Below are 16,819 nucleotides of genomic sequence, written 5' to 3' on the forward strand. Positions count from 1 at the left end.
AGATGGCGCAAAGTGTTGCCAGCCGGGGGAGAAAAGCGATACTGACGAGAACCCGGCAGGGAGCAGCCGGATGACGGGCAAAACGGGAGAGTGATCCATGGCAACGGATCCGCAACGCATTACCATCCTGGCGCGTGAGTTCACCGCCGCGGCGCTGGAATTCCACCGGGGCAAGATGGCCGAGCGCGGCTATCGCATGGAAGGCACGATCACCCCGCGCCATTTCCAGATCATCGAGGGGCATGAGCCGCCGAAGGACATGTTCGATGGCGAACCGCTTTTCGCTGTCACCTTCGTGCGCAAGGACGCAGACTAACCAGAGAACAGGACAAAGATTTTGGCAGCACCGGTAAAACTCCCCTTGAAGCGCGGCGACTGGCGCGCGGTTTCAACGCCTCAGGAAGCGCTCGACGCGATTACCGAGGTTTATGAAGCGAGTGCCGGAAACCTCAGGGTTGCCTTCGATGCCTATCTCGACGATGGCGACCTGCCCGATGCCGAGGCCCGCAAGAAAGGCTCCTTTGCCTATCCGCGCCTGCGCATGACCTATCGCCCGGACGGGCCGGTCCCGCCATTCTCCCGCGCGTTTGGCAAGTTCGACACGCCGGGCATCTATGTCGCCGATATCACGAGGCCGACGCTTTATGCCGCCTATCTGAAAGAGCAGATCGGGCTGCTGCTGGAAGAGTACGATTTCAGGATGGAAGTCGGTATTGCCGATGCGGAAATTCCGTATCCATACGTTCTGGAAAGCGGCCGCGGTGTCGATACGGACGAGGTGCCGCCCTCCGTGCTTGCCCGCATCTTCCCGGTGCCGGACCTTGCCGTGATCGATGACAAGATCCCCAATGGCGACTGGATGCCCGCCGTCGCGCTCGGCAGTGCCGGGCAGGCCGACCGCGTCAAGCCGCTATCGCTCTTCTCTGCGCTGCGCACCGATTACTCGCTGCAGCGTCTGAAACATTACACCGGGACAGATCCGGAGGACGTGCAGCAATTCATCCTGTTCACCAACTATCAGCGCTATATGGACGAGTTCGTCGGCATCGGCGTCGAGAAGCTGCGGCAGGATAATCACTACACGGAATTTGTTGCGCCCGGCAATGTGCGCGTTACCGCCGAGACGGAAAATGCCGAGGAGATCGTTGCCGCCGCACCATGGCGTCGCCACCAGATGCCAGCCTATCACCTGAAAGCAAAGGATGGCAGCGGTATCAGCCTCGTCAATATCGGCGTCGGCCCGTCCAACGCCAAGACGATCACCGACCACCTCGCCGTACTGCGTCCGCAATGCTGGATCATGATCGGCCATTGCGGTGGCTTGCGCCATTCCCAGCGCCTTGGCGACTATGTCCTCGCCCACGCCTATCTGCGCTATGACGGCGTGCTGGACCAGGATCTGCCGCCGGAAATCCCGGTCCCGCCGATTGCGGAGATCCAGCAGGCGCTGCAACGCGCCGCCGGTGTCGTGACCGGCGACAGGGGGGCGGAGCTGAAGGCGCGCATGCGCACCGGCACGGTCGTGACGAATGACGACCGCAACTGGGAGCTTCGCTTCACAGAGGAAGCCCAGCGCTTCAACCAGTCCCGCGCCATCGCGGTCGACATGGAAAGCGCGACGCTTGCCGCCAATGGCTATCGCTTCCGAGTGCCCTATGGCACGCTCTTGTGTGTGTCAGACAAGCCGCTGCATGGCGAGATCAAGCTGCCGGGCGCGGCCAACCGCTTCTACGAGCGGGCGATCTCCGAGCACATGCTCATCGGTATCGAGGCACTGGAAAGCCTTCGCCGTGACGGTGCTGACGCGCTGCACTCGCGCAAGCTGCGCAGTTTCGAGGAACCACCTTTCAGGTAGGTTAAACCCGCCGCTTCATCAGGGCCCAGATGGTTATGGCCACCGGCAAGCCGAGGGTCAGCCAGGACAGGGCGTCCCACAGATCGTTGCCGACCAGTGCCGTGACCAGCCCGATCAGGCTCGTGACCGCTATGAAGAGGGGGATGGCGAAGATGGCGCGCAGGGACAGGCGTTTTCTCATGCTGTTTTCCCTTCGATCTCGCGGAGCTCTTTCACTTCCGCCGGCACGCTCTTGCGCCGGGTCAGCCACAGATAGATGCCGCTGCCGAGCACGATGATCGTCATCACGTCGAGCACGAACCAGAGAATTTTCAGCGGCAGCCCGCCATAATCGCCAAAATGCAGGGGACGGGAGAGCGACAGAGCCTTGGCATACCACGGCATCGGGCGGATACCGGCAAGCGCTCCCGTGCGGGCATCGATCAGCGCCGGGGTGATGATTTGCTCCGTCAGCGGCGTATCGCCATGGAAGAAGACCGCGAAGTGTTGGCTGGTCGAGAAGTCACCGCCGGGAAAGGCGACGAATTGCAGCTGCATGCCGGGTGCTGCGTCCTGCGCATCTCGCACGGCGGCATCGAGGGAGGCCATCTCTGCGGGTGTCGGCACCGTGCCTTCCTCGTAACCCGCCGTCAGGTCGGCCAGTTCGTTATACTTCCATGTGTCGATGATCGGCGCTTCCAGCGTGTTGATGACGCCGGTCAGGCCAACGACGGTCAGCCAGGCGACCGTGACGATGCCGAGCAGGTTGTGATAGTCGAGCCATTTGATCCGCGGCTTGCGGCTCGCCCGAACCGTGCCGAAACCGAGTTTGCGCATGAAGGGCGTGTACAGAACGACGCCGGAGATGATGGCGACGATCATCAGGGCGCCCATCGCGCCGAGGAAGAGCATGCCCGGCAGACCGAGAAACATGTCCGTATGCAGCTGCAGGATGACTTCCATGAACGCGCCGCCGCTCTTCGGCGGCACGAGGTCACCGCTGGTCGCATCGAAACTGGCGAAATGCATCTGCGTGCCGGGGGCATCGGGCGTTGGCCCGGTCGTTACGTTGATCACAGGCCGGTCGATGTCGAAGCTCATATAGAGCGGCACTTCGCCGGGTCGGTTCGCCAGCGCCCGGTCGAGAATGGTATCGAGATCCAGAAGAGGCCCGCCCGGATTTGCAGCCTGCCATTCGTCCGGGTTCAGCGCATCGTCGATCTCGTCATGGAAGATGAGCGGCAGGCCGGTGATGCACAGCATCAACAGGAAGAGCGTCGGGATGAGGCTCGTCCATTTATGGATCGCTGACCAGAGACGGATCGTGGCGGGTTTCATATCATCCTGTCGGGCGGCGGAAATTGACCGCCGCCCTTAACCGGGGTGTGTCTACATGTCCAGCGTGGCGGAGAGCACGAAGGTGCGAGGCGCGGCCTGGACGAGGTAGTTCGCGCCGGGGAAGCCGCCGGTCGAGGCCCAGTAGCTGTCATCGGTGACGTTCTCGGTACGTGCGCGCAGGGTCACGTCCTTGCCGCTGACGGTGAGGGCATAGCGGGCACCGAGGTCGAGACGCGTCCATGCGTCGAGCTCGGTCGTGTTGCCCTCGTTCACAAATTGCTCGCCGGTATAGATGACGCGGCCATCTAGCGTCAGGCCGGGCAGGGCGGGTACGTCCCATTCGACGTTTACGTTTGCCTGCAGTTCCGGCACGCCGATCGGTTCATTGCCTTCGTTTAGGCCGCCTTGCGTTTCGGACAGTTCGGCATCGATGAAGGTCGCCCCGCCGAGCAGGCGCAGGCCTTCCGTCGGCTCGCCAAAGACAGACAGCTCAAGCCCTGAGTTTTCCTGCTCGCCCGACGCGGTAAACACATTGTCGATGACGATGGCGTTTGGCTTGGACAGGGTGAACGCGCTGAGCGTACCGCCGAAATTGCCGCCATCATATTTGATGCCGACCTCTACCTGCTCGCCGCGATAGGGCTCGAGGATATCCCCGGCATTATCGATCGGCGTGCCGCCGGAGGAGGCGGGTGCGAGTGCACCCGGCTGCAGGCTTTCCGAATAGTTACCGTACACGGAGATCGTTTCCGAGGGTTTGTAAACGAGCCCGAAGGCAGGTGTCGTCGCGCTGTCCTCATAGCGGGACAGCTCATCGCCGGTGTTGTAGTCGAACGAGGCCGTCTCGATATTCTGGTTGCGTAGACCGATGGTGGCGATAACCTTGCCGTCTAGGAAAGTCATCATGTCGACAAGGGCGAAGGAAGAGTTGTCGACTTCTTCCGTCTTGCCCGGATCGGAAAGCTCGCCGCCGATGAAGAAATCGGCTGCCGGCGCATCGACCGCGAACGGGTCGTAGAGATCGCCTGCGAACCCGGCAAAGCTGGAGAAGGCATAGGCGTTCTTCGACTCAAGCTGGATGGCGGAGGCCGACGCGATCAGGCGGTGGCCGACCGGGCCGGTCGCAAAGTCTGCGCGGATCCCGGCATCGGCGGAGAAGACATCGTCCTCGCGGGTGTTGTCGAAGCGATAGGCGCTCGTCGTGCCGTCCGCTGCGGCGCTGGGATTGGCGAGCACATTGGCTTCCTCGCCATGGCGACCACCGGCGGCAGCCCAGACAGTGACGAAATCGTTCAGGTCATATTCGCCGCGCACGACGCCGAAAAGCTGCTCTTCATCCGTATAGGTCCAGTCTTGCGCATAGTTTGTATCGGCATCAGGTGCCTCGGGGATGTCGCCCAGCGGCGTGACCTGCGGGCGCGGTGCGTCGATGTGATGGTCCTGCCAGCCGAGGTCGAAGGTCAGGCGCAGATCGTCGGTGCGATAATCCGTGCCCAGCGACAGGACGGATAGCTCGCGCTCCTGATCCTCGATCGAGGTCTCCCCATCGCGGCGCACGGCGTTGACCCTTACGCCGAAGGCGTCGCCCTCGCCGAAACGGCGGGCGATGTCAGCCGCGCCATAGAACTGGCCTGCATTTTCGACACCGACGGTGTAGCGGTTCAATGGTTCCTCTCCGGCGCGCTTGGGCACAAGGTTGAAGGCACCGCCGACACCCGACCCGCCGGGTGCCGCGCCATTGAGGAAGGAGTTGGCGCCGCGGAAGACCTCGACCCGCTCCAGCAGTTCAGCGGCCACATACTGGCGCGGCAGGATGCCGTAGACACCGTTATAGGTCATGTCGTCGGAATAGACCGGGAAGCCGCGGATAACATAGAGCTCCTGGAAGTTGCCGAAACCCTTGGCCACGCGCACGACCGGGTCGTTCTGCAGCACATCGCCGACGCTTTTTGCCTGCTGGTCCTTGATCAACTGCTCGGTATAGGCCGTGCCGGCATAGGGCGCGTCCATATAGTCGAGATTGCCAAGCAGGCCGGCGCGACCGCCCCGGGCGACCTGGTCGCCGGCATATTCGCCGGTCAGGTCGACCTGCGAGCCGCCGGTGACGACGATGATGTCCTCGTCCTCATCGGTGGCGCTATCCTGCGCATTGGCTGGCAGTGTCGCAGCGAGCAGGGCGATGGCGGAGACGGAGGAGATAAAGGATTTCACTGAGGGTACCCCTGAAACTGGAATCAAAACTGAGAATGATAATGCGAGCTATTCGCAGAAACGGCGCGGGAATGCAATAGCTGCGTCATGGTTTTTTGAAGGTTGAGGCTCGCGTGTTTCTTCATGGCAACAGCCGGAGTTGCTGGCCTAATCGCGGTTAATGGCTATAGTGAAGCCGATAGATTCTGGAGGAGAACACCCATGCGCCTTGCCATTCTTGCCATCACCGCCGCCTTCATCATCACCGGCTGCACCACCGTCGCAAAAAACTCCCTGCGCAACGATCTGCAGCGGATCGGCTTCTCGGAAAACATTTCGGTCTGCATGGCCGACCAGCTGGAAGACCGGCTTGATGGCGGTGACCTGCAGGAACTGGCATGGCACGTCTCCCGCCTGACCCGCGCGAATAACAGCCAGGCAGCGCTCGGCTCGCTGAAGCGGATCGACAACCCGCGCGTCATCGCTGCGGCGACCGCCTCGGCCTTGTCTTGCGCCCTTGCTCCGTAAGGTACTGGCCCTACCTCTATCCAAGGCAAACAATCAGGAAACCTGATGCAATTGAACGGTAGAGCGAACCCGCGTTTCGAGCGCGTCCGCGACGTATTCGAAGAAAACCTGGAAAGCGGCGAGGATCTCGGCGGCGGCGTCGCCGTGACCGTGGAGGGCGAGCTTGTCGTCAACCTGTCCGGCGGCTGGCAGGATCGAAAGAAGACCGAAAGCTGGACGCCGGAGACGATCGTCACGATCTATTCCTCCGGCAAGGCGGTGGTCGCGCTGCTGATAGCGCGGGAGGTCAGCGCCGGCCGTCTCGACTATGATGCGTCTGTTGCCAGCTACTGGCCGGAATTCGCCGCCGAGGGGAAGGGCGAGATCACGCTGGCGCAGGCCCTGTCGCACCAGAGCGGTATTCCGGGGTTTGCCGAGGAAATGGACCCCGCCCTGTGGCTCGACTGGGACGGGCTGTGCGCGAAGATCGCCGCTGCCACACCGATGTGGGAACCGGGCACGGCCAATGGCTATCATCCGCAGACGGTTGGTTTCATCGCCGGCGAGGTGCTGCGCCGTGTCACCGGCCGTACGGTCGGGCAGACCCTGCGCGAGGATTTTTACGAGCCCCATGGCATCAAGGTGTTCTGTGGGCTGAGCGATGAAGAAATCCCGCTTGCCTCGCACATGACCAAGCCGACCTCCGCCCCTGTACTGGGCGAGATGAATGAATACAAGAAAGCCGCCTTCCTGACGCGCTGGGCATCGCCCGGCGGTGTGTCTCGCGAGGACTGGGCAAAAGCGGAAATGCCGGCCTCCAACATGCACGCGGATGCCGCCTCGCTTGCCCGGTTGATGAGTACCTTTGCGATGAAGGGTGAGTTCGAGGGTGAACGACTATTCTCCGAAGAGGTTTTAGAGCAGGCGGTAAAGCCGCGCATTACCGGCGATGATCTCGTCCTGCCCTTCGACCTGACCTGGGCTGCCGGGCTTATGTGCAATACCGAAGGCGCATATGGCCCGGAAGCGGCGGCGCGCGGGCACTACGGGTTTGGCGGCTCCTGCGTGTTCGCCGATCCGATCAACCGCGTCAGCTTCGCCTATGTGCCAAACAGGATGTCGCCGCATCTTGTTGCCGACCCGCGCGCGATCAGCCTCATTAATGCTTTATACGAAAGTCTCTGACACGCTGGCACGGACAGGAGAAATGCCATGGGTATGTTCTTTCTAGGTGTCGGTACGGTCATCGCCTTGATCGTCCTGCTTTTCCTGACAGCGGAAAAGAAGGACCCCGCCCTTGTGCAGGCGGATATCGATCAGGCGAAGGGTGCCATCACGCCGGATCTGGAATTTGAATTGCAGATGCTTCTGCGCAATGGCCGCAAGATCGAGGCGATCAAGCGCGTGCGCGAGGTTTCAGGCGTTGGGCCTTATGCCGCCAAACAGGCGGTGGATAGCCTGGCCCGGCGTATAGACGGATATTCTGCCTAGGCCGGGAAGCGCCGCTCCAGCCAGTCGAGTATGGAGTGGTTGACGGCGTCAGGGTTCTCCCACATCGCCCAGTGGCCAGTGTCTGGCAGCAGCTGCTTTTCAAGATCTGGACACAGACCATCCATCGCGTCAGCCAGTTCCGGCGGCAGCATCATGTCCAGCTCCGCCATCAGCATCAGGCAGGGCTGGCTCACCGTAAGGTCGACACCCTCGGTAATCTCCCAGTTGCGGTCGATATTGCGATAGACATGGGTCGGCGTGCGATGGCCTGTCTGTGCATAGGTACGGGCAAAGACGGCGCGGTCTCCGGCGCCCATGATCAGTTTTTCGTCCGGATTGCCCGTAAATTTCTCGAACCGGTCCGGCAGGAACAGGGCCTGCGGCAGGACCTTCGGCCAGACGCTGCGTGGCGGCGTGACGGAGAAGATGAATTGCGTGAACAGGTCTTCCTTGCCGCCAAAGACGCGGTCGGGCAGGTCTGCATCCTGGAACTGCACCATGTAATGCCGGTCGGTGCCGCGTTTGCGATAAATTGTCAGTGGCGGGATCGGCGCTCGCGGCACATGGGGTGTGCAGATGCCGACCACACCTTCGATCAGGTCCGGGTGGCGGTAGGCCATGGGCCAGACCAGCGCCCCGCCCCAGTCATGGCCGCAAAGAATGACTTTGTCATACCCCAGCGCCGGGATCAGCCGGGCAAGGTCGTCGGTCATGACGTCTGCGCTGTAGGGTGAGGCGTCATCAGGGCGGGACGAGCGCCCGAACCCTTTCATGTCGATCGCAATGGCGCGATAACCTGCTGCAGCCAGCTCCGGCATCACCAGCTTCCATGAATAGGCAAGCTCCGGCCAGCCATGCAGCAGCAGGATGGGGCGGCCATCCTCCGGTCCATCCTCATAGACGGCGAAAGTGACATCGCCCGCGGTCACGAACCGGGCGTCGGGAAAATCGGGGCCTGAGTAATAGGCTGGAATATCGCTCATGGATCCGAATCTGTTGCCTCGGGCCCGCAAAATCAACAAGTCTCAGCAGTATCTAGGCGGCGAGGCCTCCGGCGACATGGTCACGGATCCGATCCCGGCGCTGCCTGATGATCAGGGTGATCAGGTATGCGTCGAGCAGAACCCAGACAAAACCGATGAAAATGAAATAGCTGGCGATCTGCAACAGGGCCGTGCCCCATTTGCCCAGATAGAACCTGTGGGCTGAAATCCACCAGCCGAAAATCCACAGCAGATAGGCGACGACCGGCGAAGGGGCGTCGTTGGTTACGCGCTGTTCGATGTAAATACGATCCTGAGTGTCGAGCACCATGGTTCCCGTTCCTGCAAAATCGCCCTCTTCATCTTAAATAGGAATGGCGGACTGGCCACGCAAGGCCGCGTCTATTGTGGAAAACCATGCCTTACGGTTCCTCGGCGGCCATTGGCCATAGGGGCGAAGCACGCCATGGTGCATCCTGGGTGTAATGGTATGGATGGAAGCGGGTTTCGTGGCTGACACGGCGGCGGCACAGTCAGGTTTCGAGGAGAAAGCAGCGCTCGGTGACAAGCACGAGATGCTGCAGCACCTGTTCGGCTTTTCGTCCTTCCGTGACGGGCAGGAGCCAGTCATTGAGTCGCTGCTGCGCGGCGAGGATGTGCTCGCCGTGATGCCGACCGGCGCAGGAAAGTCGCTCTGCTTCCAGCTGCCTGCGATGATGAAGGACGGGTTCGCTGTCATCATCTCGCCCCTCATTGCCCTAATGGAAAACCAGGTCGCCCTGATGAAGGCGTCCGGCATTCCGGCGGGGATGATCCATTCAGGCCGCAGCCGGGCCGAAAATGTCGCTGACTGGCAAGGCGTCGCATCGGGCGAGATCAAGCTGCTCTACATGTCGCCGGAGCGGTTGCTGACCCCGCGCATGCGGCAAGCGCTGGGGAATATGCCTGTGTCCATGTTTGTCATCGACGAAGCCCACTGCATCAGCCAGTGGGGACATGATTTCCGCAAGGACTATCTCGGCCTTGCCGATTTGAAGACCCAGTTCCCGGGAGTGCCGCTCGCTGCCTTTACGGCAACTGCCGACGAGGCAACGCGCGGCGATATCGTCAGGCGTATCTTTCACGGTCAGGCCCGGCAATATGTGCAAGGCTTCGATCGCCCGAACATCGCGATCACGGTCGAGGAAAAGCGTTCTAGCGCGAAGCGACTGGAAACGCTGGTCAAGATGCGCGAGGGCGATCAGGGCATCGTCTATTGCCTGTCGCGCAAAGGCGCGGAACAGGCGGCTGAGTCCCTTCGCGCTGCCGGACACAATGCGCTCGCCTATCATGCGGGGCTGGAGGATTACGACCGGGCCGAGCGGTTGAACCGGTTCCTGACAGAAGATGATCTCGTCATCTGTGCCACGGTTGCGTTCGGCATGGGCATCGACAAGCCGGATATCCGCTATGTCATCCACATGAACCTGCCGGCGTCGATGGAAGCCTACTATCAGGAAATTGGCCGGGCCGGGCGCGATGGGGAGCCGGCGGAAGCGATCCTTCTGTATGGATATAATGACCTTCGCCTGCGCCGCACGATGATCGACGAGTCCGGTGCCGTTGAAGATGTCAAGCGGGTCGAACGTCATCGCCTCGATGCACTGGCCGCCTTCTGCGAAGCGGTGACCTGTCGCCGGAATGTTTTGCTCTCCTACTTTGGCGATATGCGCGACGACCCATGCGGCAAGTGCGATATCTGCCGCACGCCGCCCGTCATGGCCGATGGCACGGCTGAGGCGAAGCTGGCGCTGGAGACAATCCTTGCCACCGGTGAGGTATATGGCCAGACCCATATCGTCGCTATCCTGCGCGGGGCGGATACGGAAAAGGTGCGCAATGCCGGTCATGACCGGCTCGATACCCATGGCGCGGGCAAGGGCCGCACCGACAAGCAATGGCGCTCCCTTTTCCGGCAGATGTATGCTGACGGACTTTACGCCGTGGGCGGAGAGTTCGGCTCGCTGCAGCTGACTGCGAGAGGTCGACAGGTGCTGGCAGGGGCGCTGGAGGTTTCCTTCCGCCAGGATGACCTGGCGCAGGCCGGTGGCGGACGCAGCAAGACGCCTCTGGCTGAGGGGCAGGTTGATGCCAAGCTGTTGTCTGCGTTGAAGAAGAAACGCCTGGAGCTTGCGCGGGTCAAATCGGTCCCCGCCTATGTTATCTTCTCTGATCGCACGCTGATCGACATGGCCCAGAAGAAACCGCTCGCCCGCGATGACTTCAACGAGGTTTTCGGCGTGGGAGACAAGAAGGCTGATGCCTATGCCGAAGACTTCATCAAGGTCATCGCGGACTATTGCGCAAGCGGAAGCTGATTACTGGACAAGCTCTGCCAGTGTGCAGTGAACGACGTGGACGCGGACATCCGCTTCGCCCAGCCCGACGCCAAGTGTTTGCAGGACGGAAGACAGCAACGTGTCGAGGGAGGGTGTAACATCCCCCAGGACTTCGCTGACAATACTGCCCAGGCCGCCAGGCACTGAAAGACCCAGCCCCAGAGCTTCGATGTCGATTTCAAGATCATCCAGCAGTGATTGCAATAACAACTCTGTGTACTGATTCGTTTGGGCAGTCTTTATTGTGCCTTGGCTGATGTCGGAGGCCGAAAAATACAGGTTTTGCGGTTGGCTGTTGGCCATTTCTGCATGTGCGCGAGCCTTCACGCGGGCCAATGTCAGGTTGAGGAGTGTCGCCTTGGCGGGTGACATGTCGCTGCTGAAGTCAGTGAAGTCGCTGTCATTTGTCGTGCCGATCCAGACCTGCGCGATGCCCGGGCGGGCGGCGATCGTTGCGCTGCTGCGGGACGGGTCGCGATAGGCGCAGCTGGCGCTGCTTATCCCGGCCTCTGCGGATGCAAGTTCAAGATATAATGGCAATGAGACGAGGCTGCCCTCGGGCAGGCTGTCGTCGCCAATTGAAACCAGCAGGCGCAACCGCGTCTGTGCTGTCCTGAGGGTGGTGCCCGATGGGCCGAGGCTCATCCATGTCCCGCTTTCCATCGGGCTGCCAATGGCAAGGTCAAGGGTGATGCCTGCAAGGCCGGGCAAGTCTGTATCAAGATCAACCTCAACCTGCCTTGTCCCGTTGGCGGCCATGGCGCTTACAGAAAGCAACTCCATGACACCAATCTTTGCGGTCAGGGCCCTAACATTGATCGGGGAGCGTGCAAAGGACCCCAGATCGATAATGCTGTCCAGGCTGAATGTTTGTGATGACCCTGACACGTCCTGGCCCAGCTTGCCCAGCGCCGTCCATGCGCCGCCTGAGCTGACGGCCTTCAGGGCAGACATGAGCTGTTGCTGGGTAATATCGGTCTGCAACACATCTTGATAGGTTCCTGCGGTGATATTCACTTCTCTCGCAAGGGCATCAAGAAAGCCCAACAGATCGACATCTGCCGACGTGAGGGCGTTGTAGTCCATGACCGTCAGGTCGATATCGCTCCCAGTCAGTGCACCGAGCAAGTCATTGGCAATTCCGCCATCAAGGCTGGCAAGACGCGATCCGACCGAGTAGGCGACGGCCGGCCTGATGGCTGCCGTTGCTGTCTTGGTGACGCGTTGCGGCTCTCTGTCGAGTGGATTGAAATGCGCTTTCATCGTGTCATTAACACTGACCCGAACGGCGTTATAGGGTTGCCGTCCGGCGGTAAAGCGTTCGCTCACGGAGAGCAGGGCATCTTCGAGATACTGTCCTCTTTCGACCGTAACGTTGGCCGCGATTTTCTCCTGTTCCTGTTCAGGCGCGTCCGGATCGTCCAGCGAGGAAAGAGTGATGCCATTATCCGCCAGTGATGCAAGGGCGACCTGTTCTGCCTGCGTTATGGCCGAAGCGCCTGAAATGGCGGCCATGTCGGTGGCGTTCTGCAGCTTGCGCTGCTGGACGTTCATCGAGCCCTGGTCAAGTACGAGGCCGCAGAACATGACGGCGACGGGCAGGATGATGCCGGTGAAAATGGCAACATTGCCACCGGTTTCCCGAAAGATGGCGTGTGAATGTTTCATGGTGCGATGCTCCCGACCCTGACAGAGCTGGTCGCGGTCATCGTGCCTTGTGGCAGGCTCAGGCCTGTCAGCATGTTCAGCACAGGAAGATGGCTCGTATCATAGCTGACAGTGATCGTTATGACCGAACTGTCCGGATGCGTGACCGTTGTCGCGATATGCTCAGCCTTGAGGAATGGGTGATCATTTGCCTTCGCTGCGATATGCGTCCGGGCCAGTCCTTCCTGTTCGGCCTGGTCGATCCCGCCGACGGCGCTGCGTGCTGCCTCTGCCGCAAGCTGTTGCATGGAATGTGAAGCGCTCAGATAGATTCCGAACCCGCACAAACCCGTCAGTAACAGGATGAAGACATTGGCGATGATCGCAAATTCTACTGCCGCAACGCCATTTTCGTCATTTCTGAAGCTGACGTGGCGAGCCCTCCCTGGATGCATACCCATGCCTCTCTCCTCAAAGAATCAGGTAGCGCTATTCTCGCTATACAACCAAAGGTAGAGTTATCGTATTGAAGTCCTGTAAACAATTTTCCAAAAATTTTATCGATCAGTGTCGTGGGCATGCTGCGTCAGGTGCTGGTCTTTCCCGCGAAACCGCCCTAAGCGACTAATATGACAAAGAAAATTGTGATCCCCGCCGGCTGGGAAAGGGTACAGCTGACATCCGATTTTGCCAACGAGGTCGGCCCGTTTTATCGCCGTAGCGAGCCTGTCGGGCTGGGCTTCGTGGCCGAGGCGCGTCATGCCAACAATAATGGCGTCGTCCATGGCGGGGCCCTGGCGACGCTCGCCGATATCGGCCTGTTCGTGATTGCCGCAGACGGGCGCGACCTGATGAATGGGGCGACATTGTCGCTGAACCTGAACTACCTTCAGCCAGGCAGGGTGGGCCGCTTCATCCATTGCGAGGGGCGCATCGTGCGCGAAGGCTCGAGCATCATCTTCGTCGAGGGTTCGGTGAAGGACGGCACGGAAGAGCTGATCACCTTCAACGGGGTGATCAAGCGCTTCCGTCAATGATCAGTAATAAGACTACCTTGTCGCAACAGGTGTCTCACCGGAATAGTCATAGAAGCCGCGGCCGGTCTTGCGGCCGAGCCAGCCGGCCTCGACATATTTCACCAGCAGCGGGCAGGGCCGGTATTTGGAATCGGCGAGCCCTTCATATAGCACCTGCATGATTGACAGGCAGGTATCTAGGCCGATGAAGTCCGCCAGCTCCAGCGGGCCCATGGGGTGATTGGTGCCGAGCTTCATGCCGGTGTCGATCGCGTTCACGGTGCCGACGCCTTCATACAGCGTGTAAATCGCCTCGTTGATCATCGGCATCAGGATGCGGTTGACGATGAAGGCCGGGAAGTCTTCCGAGATCGCCATTGTCTTGCCGAGCTTGTCGACCAGTGCCTTGCCCGCCTCGAACGTCTCGCGGTTGGTGGCGATGCCGCGGATGACCTCGACCAGCTTCATCAGCGGGACCGGGTTCATGAAGTGAAGCCCGATGAATTTCTCCGGCCGGTCGGTAACGGCAGCGAGCGCCGTGATGGAAATAGAGGAGGTGTTCGTGGCGATCAGCGCATCTTTTTTGAGGTGGGCGCACAAATCGCGGAAGATTTTCTTCTTCAGCTCGGCGTTTTCGGTCGCAGCCTCGATCACCAGGTCGCAATCGCCGAGGCCATCAAGGCCCGTCGTCGTGTCGATGCGCCCCAGGGCGGTCGTCATGTCGCTTTCCGAGATCTGCTCCTTGGCGACCTGGCGGCCCATGTTCTTTTCGATGGTCTTCAGCGCCTTTTGAAGCTGGTCTTCGTTGATGTCGCTGATCGTCACGTCATAGCCGGCAAGGCTGAAGACGTGTGCGATGCCATTACCCATCTGACCTGCGCCAATCACCCCGATTTTGTTGATTTGCATTTTTTTCTCCGATTTTTGCCGGACGATAACACCTTATTGCGGTGCAGCAAAGCATAACTCTCAGCTGTGTGTGGCCGTTTCTGCCACTTGGCATATTGCGCGAAGGTGCCTCGATACACATATATCTTTCGTGAGGTGCACTATGGAAAAAATGAAGCAATTTCATCCTTTTGCCGGTGTGCTGACCAGCCTGTTCATCATTGCAGGCACTGTTGGCCTCTTGTCCGTCGCTGTCATTCTGGCCGGCTTTTACTAAGTCATCCCGAATGACTGCCCATGACACCGGTACCGCCATGAATAATTCATGGCGGATTGGCCGGGGACCCCTTGCCAACCACACCCATACGCTGTATCTATAAATTGAATGCTGCAACGCAGCAAAACAGGAGCAGAGTATGACAATTGAACTTATCGGAATGCTCGCCGCCGTTCTGACGACGGCCTCTTTCGCCCCTCAAGCTATTCAGGTCCTTCGGACCAAGGAAACCGGTGCAATCTCACTGGTTATGTACATCATGTTCACCACAGGTGTGCTGACCTGGTTCATCTATGGCCTGTTCATCGGCTCTCTGCCGGTGATCATTGCCAATGCCGTCACCCTGTTGCTGGCCGGGCTGATCCTGTTTCTCAAGGTCAACAGCCTGTTGCCGCGCGACTGGGCGGGACGCGCTCGCAACGTACTGTTCTCGCCTTTGCCCAGACTCTAGGAACACCCAGGCTTCAGGGAAAGTAATTCTGACAGTAAAAAGCCGCCCTTCAAGGGCGGCTTTTTTTTGCAATGCGAGACGCAGACTTACTTATCGTCGTCGGCCGCGTCTTTCACGTCACCGGCGGCCTTGCGAGCTTCGCCCTCGACCTTGTCTTTCTTGCCTTCGGCCTGAAGCTCTGCGTTGTCGGTCGCGGCGCCTGCGGCGTCCTTGGCGCGGCCTTCCATTTTCTTGGCTTCACCCTTGATGTGTTGTTCGTCAGTCATGTCGATCTCCTTTCATCGCCTCGCTCCCTTGCTTTACCAACACGATGGCGGCGCCAGAGTTGCGTCTATCGACTTTGACGGAGTGGGTAATCACGGAATTTTCCCTGATTTTACATAAGCTTGAAAACATTCATGTTCTTAAGTCTTGCGCAGCCTGTAAACAGGTTTACATGATAAACCATAGCAAGGGAGAACTCTCATGAAAGCACTGAAGATTGGTTTGGGCATTGTCGCGGGTCTTGCGGCAATTTATTTCGGGCTGGCGTCATGGCTGGTCTTTTCGCCTGGCGATGACCCTTTCGCCGATTACCCTATGGACGAGGCAAGCTGGCGCGGTATGCAGCAGGCGGGCGGTACGGTGATGACCCTTGATAAACCATTTGAGGAGCGGGTTTTTTCCGCCCGCGATGGCGAGCATCTCTTCACGCGTGTTTACGGTCCATCTACTGGCACGACTATCGTTTTCCTGCACGGCGTCGCGGCGGATTCGACCTATCTGAATAATGCTGCAGGGCTGTTGCACGCAGCAACTAGGGCCCGGGTGATCACACCGGACATGCGCGGCGTAGGGCAGTCCGGCGGGGATCGATATACAGTAGACTATATCGGTCAGTATGAGGATGACGTTGCCGACATGGTTGCCCAACTGCGAAAGGATAATCCGGATGAACGGATCATCCTCGCCGGACATTCCATGGGTGGCGGGGTCATGTTGCGCCATGCTCTGCTGGATGATGCCGTTGCGCCCGATGCGTATCTGCTGTTCGCGCCGAATTTCGGTGAGGGGCCAACGCAGGCTGATCCGGCAGCGATGGATGAACAGACACGGGCTTTCGTGCGGGCAATCGTCCATTTCGAGCTGAAGCGCTTCATTGGCCTGATCATGTTTGACAGTGTCGGCGTCAGCGCCCTCAACGACAAGCCGGTGCTGTACTTCAATGCGCCCCCGGAAATGCCGGCTTATTCCTTCTCGTCAGTGATGTCGGGCCAGCCGATCGCGCCTGCAGATACGTTTGTGGCCCTTGCAGCCATAGATGTACCGCTGCTGGTTCTGGTGGGAGAGAATGACGACACCTTCATCGCCTCGGCTTACGAGCCAATCGTGTCGGCAAACAGCGATGGTGAAACAGTGGTTGTGCCGGGACAAACCCATGGTGGGCTGATAAACGATCCGGCGGTCATGGACAGGGTGTCTGTCTGGATGGAGCGTTTCTAATATCAGCTTACGGAAGAATAAAGCCGCCCCGATATGGGGCGGCTTTGTCGTGTCAGTGTTTTTTCTTTGGCTTGGTGGCGTCTTTCAGGTCGCCCTTGGCCTTGCGGGCTTCGCCTTCCAGTTTGTCTTTCTTGCCTTTGGCCTGGAGCTTCGGATTGTCGGTCGCGCCACCGACGGCATCCTTCACGCGGCCTTCCATTTTCTTGGCTTCACCTTTGACATGATCGGTATTGGGCATTTTCATCTCCATGGGGAACATTAGCGTCCCGGAGAAGAAACACCGACTCTGGGGAGCGGTTCGCAGGGCAAATATTAAAGTAACGATACAGATTAAACC

At 59.7% G+C, this 16,819-nt stretch carries 19 protein-coding genes; 9 read left to right on the plus strand and 10 right to left on the minus strand.

All coding sequences use genetic code 11. The features are described from left to right. Window positions 1–97: 97 nt before the first annotated feature. Window positions 98–316 (plus strand): AMP nucleosidase, encoded by a 219-nt coding sequence (locus tag FF098_RS01260; protein WP_155136231.1) that lies wholly within the window; start codon window positions 98–100, stop codon window positions 314–316. A 45-nt stretch (window positions 317–361) separates the two neighbouring features. Next, window positions 362–1,855, plus strand: a complete 1,494-nt coding sequence (locus FF098_RS01265) for an AMP nucleosidase (RefSeq protein ID WP_155139301.1) — start codon at window positions 362–364, stop codon at window positions 1,853–1,855. A 1-nt stretch (window position 1,856) separates the two neighbouring features. On the opposite strand, the gene FF098_RS01270 is transcribed toward FF098_RS01265, so the two are convergent. From FF098_RS01270 to FF098_RS01280, 3 genes are read right to left on the minus strand one after another with little or no spacing between them, the layout of a single operon-like run. Continuing rightward, the gene (locus FF098_RS01270) at window positions 1,857–2,036 is read right to left on the minus strand and encodes a hypothetical protein (RefSeq protein ID WP_155136234.1); all 180 of its coding nucleotides are present in this window, start codon (window positions 2,034–2,036) and stop codon (window positions 1,857–1,859) included. Then, a complete protein-coding gene (locus FF098_RS01275) occupies window positions 2,033–3,172 on the minus strand; it encodes a PepSY-associated TM helix domain-containing protein (protein WP_155136237.1) in 1,140 nt (379 codons plus the stop codon). Before FF098_RS01275 ends, FF098_RS01270 begins: the two co-directional genes overlap by 4 nt. Window positions 3,173–3,223: 51 nt before the next feature. After that, on the minus strand, window positions 3,224–5,383 hold the full coding sequence (locus FF098_RS01280; protein ID WP_166426267.1) for a TonB-dependent receptor: 2,160 nt from the start codon (window positions 5,381–5,383) through the stop codon (window positions 3,224–3,226). 201 nt (window positions 5,384–5,584) lie between these two features. On the opposite strand from FF098_RS01280, the gene FF098_RS01285 reads away from it, so the two are divergent. Genes FF098_RS01285 through FF098_RS01295 form a run of 3 tightly spaced genes read left to right on the plus strand, consistent with a single transcriptional unit; the run spans window position 5,585 to window position 7,360 of the window. Further along, the gene (locus tag FF098_RS01285) at window positions 5,585–5,890 is read left to right on the plus strand and encodes a hypothetical protein (protein WP_155136243.1); all 306 of its coding nucleotides are present in this window, start codon (window positions 5,585–5,587) and stop codon (window positions 5,888–5,890) included. Between the two features lie 45 nt (window positions 5,891–5,935). Continuing rightward, window positions 5,936–7,054, plus strand: coding sequence for a serine hydrolase domain-containing protein (locus FF098_RS01290; RefSeq protein WP_155136246.1), 1,119 nt, complete (start codon window positions 5,936–5,938; stop codon window positions 7,052–7,054). Window positions 7,055–7,081: 27 nt separating this feature from the next. Further along, window positions 7,082–7,360, plus strand: a complete 279-nt coding sequence (locus FF098_RS01295) for a hypothetical protein (protein ID WP_155136249.1) — start codon at window positions 7,082–7,084, stop codon at window positions 7,358–7,360. On the opposite strand, the gene FF098_RS01300 is transcribed toward FF098_RS01295, so the two are convergent. Together FF098_RS01300 and FF098_RS01305 are read right to left on the minus strand one after the other, a co-directional pair. Beyond that, a complete protein-coding gene (locus FF098_RS01300; RefSeq protein WP_155136252.1) occupies window positions 7,357–8,343 on the minus strand; it encodes an alpha/beta fold hydrolase in 987 nt (328 codons plus the stop codon). The two genes, FF098_RS01295 and FF098_RS01300, sit on opposite strands and share 4 nt — an antisense overlap. A 52-nt stretch (window positions 8,344–8,395) precedes the next feature. Next, window positions 8,396–8,674 (minus strand): TM2 domain-containing protein, encoded by a 279-nt coding sequence (locus FF098_RS01305; protein WP_155136255.1) that lies wholly within the window; start codon window positions 8,672–8,674, stop codon window positions 8,396–8,398. Window positions 8,675–8,852: 178 nt separating this feature from the next. Here FF098_RS01305 and recQ point away from each other — a divergent pair, with 178 nt between their 5' ends. Then, complete coding sequence (recQ, locus tag FF098_RS01310; protein WP_205967332.1) at window positions 8,853–10,700, plus strand: DNA helicase RecQ; 1,848 nt, start codon at window positions 8,853–8,855, stop codon at window positions 10,698–10,700. Here recQ and FF098_RS01315 read toward each other — a convergent pair whose 3' ends face one another. Next, window positions 10,701–12,389 (minus strand): pilus assembly protein TadG-related protein, encoded by a 1,689-nt coding sequence (locus tag FF098_RS01315; protein ID WP_155136261.1) that lies wholly within the window; start codon window positions 12,387–12,389, stop codon window positions 10,701–10,703. Further along, window positions 12,386–12,829, minus strand: a complete 444-nt coding sequence (locus tag FF098_RS01320) for a TadE/TadG family type IV pilus assembly protein (RefSeq protein WP_155136264.1) — start codon at window positions 12,827–12,829, stop codon at window positions 12,386–12,388. Before FF098_RS01320 ends, FF098_RS01315 begins: the two co-directional genes overlap by 4 nt. 168 nt (window positions 12,830–12,997) lie before the next feature. On the opposite strand from FF098_RS01320, the gene FF098_RS01325 reads away from it, so the two are divergent. Continuing rightward, window positions 12,998–13,405, plus strand: coding sequence for a PaaI family thioesterase (locus FF098_RS01325; RefSeq protein ID WP_155136267.1), 408 nt, complete (start codon window positions 12,998–13,000; stop codon window positions 13,403–13,405). A 12-nt stretch (window positions 13,406–13,417) separates the two neighbouring features. On the opposite strand, the gene FF098_RS01330 is transcribed toward FF098_RS01325, so the two are convergent. After that, window positions 13,418–14,293, minus strand: coding sequence for a 3-hydroxybutyryl-CoA dehydrogenase (locus FF098_RS01330; RefSeq protein ID WP_155136270.1), 876 nt, complete (start codon window positions 14,291–14,293; stop codon window positions 13,418–13,420). 395 nt (window positions 14,294–14,688) lie between these two features. Between FF098_RS01330 and FF098_RS01335 the strand changes: the two genes are divergently transcribed. Beyond that, window positions 14,689–15,000 carry a SemiSWEET family sugar transporter gene (locus FF098_RS01335; RefSeq protein ID WP_155136273.1) on the plus strand — a complete coding sequence of 104 codons (312 nt, stop codon included), beginning with the start codon at window positions 14,689–14,691 and terminating at the stop codon, window positions 14,998–15,000. A gap of 86 nt (window positions 15,001–15,086) precedes the next feature. On the opposite strand, the gene FF098_RS01340 is transcribed toward FF098_RS01335, so the two are convergent. After that, entirely contained in the window at window positions 15,087–15,266 is a 180-nt protein-coding gene (locus FF098_RS01340) for a CsbD family protein (protein WP_155136276.1), read from the minus strand. 199 nt (window positions 15,267–15,465) lie between these two features. Between FF098_RS01340 and FF098_RS01345 the strand changes: the two genes are divergently transcribed. Continuing rightward, window positions 15,466–16,482: an alpha/beta hydrolase gene (locus FF098_RS01345; RefSeq protein WP_155136279.1), complete on the plus strand. Its 1,017-nt coding sequence runs from the start codon at window positions 15,466–15,468 to the stop codon at window positions 16,480–16,482. Window positions 16,483–16,534: 52 nt separating this feature from the next. Here FF098_RS01345 and FF098_RS01350 read toward each other — a convergent pair whose 3' ends face one another. Then, the gene (locus FF098_RS01350) at window positions 16,535–16,720 is read right to left on the minus strand and encodes a CsbD family protein (RefSeq protein WP_155136282.1); all 186 of its coding nucleotides are present in this window, start codon (window positions 16,718–16,720) and stop codon (window positions 16,535–16,537) included. Window positions 16,721–16,819 lie beyond the last annotated feature (99 nt).

Origin of the sequence: Aquisalinus luteolus (genome assembly GCF_009712425.2) — a bacterium.
In the GTDB taxonomy this organism is placed as follows: domain Bacteria; phylum Pseudomonadota; class Alphaproteobacteria; order Caulobacterales; family Parvularculaceae; genus Aquisalinus; species Aquisalinus luteolus.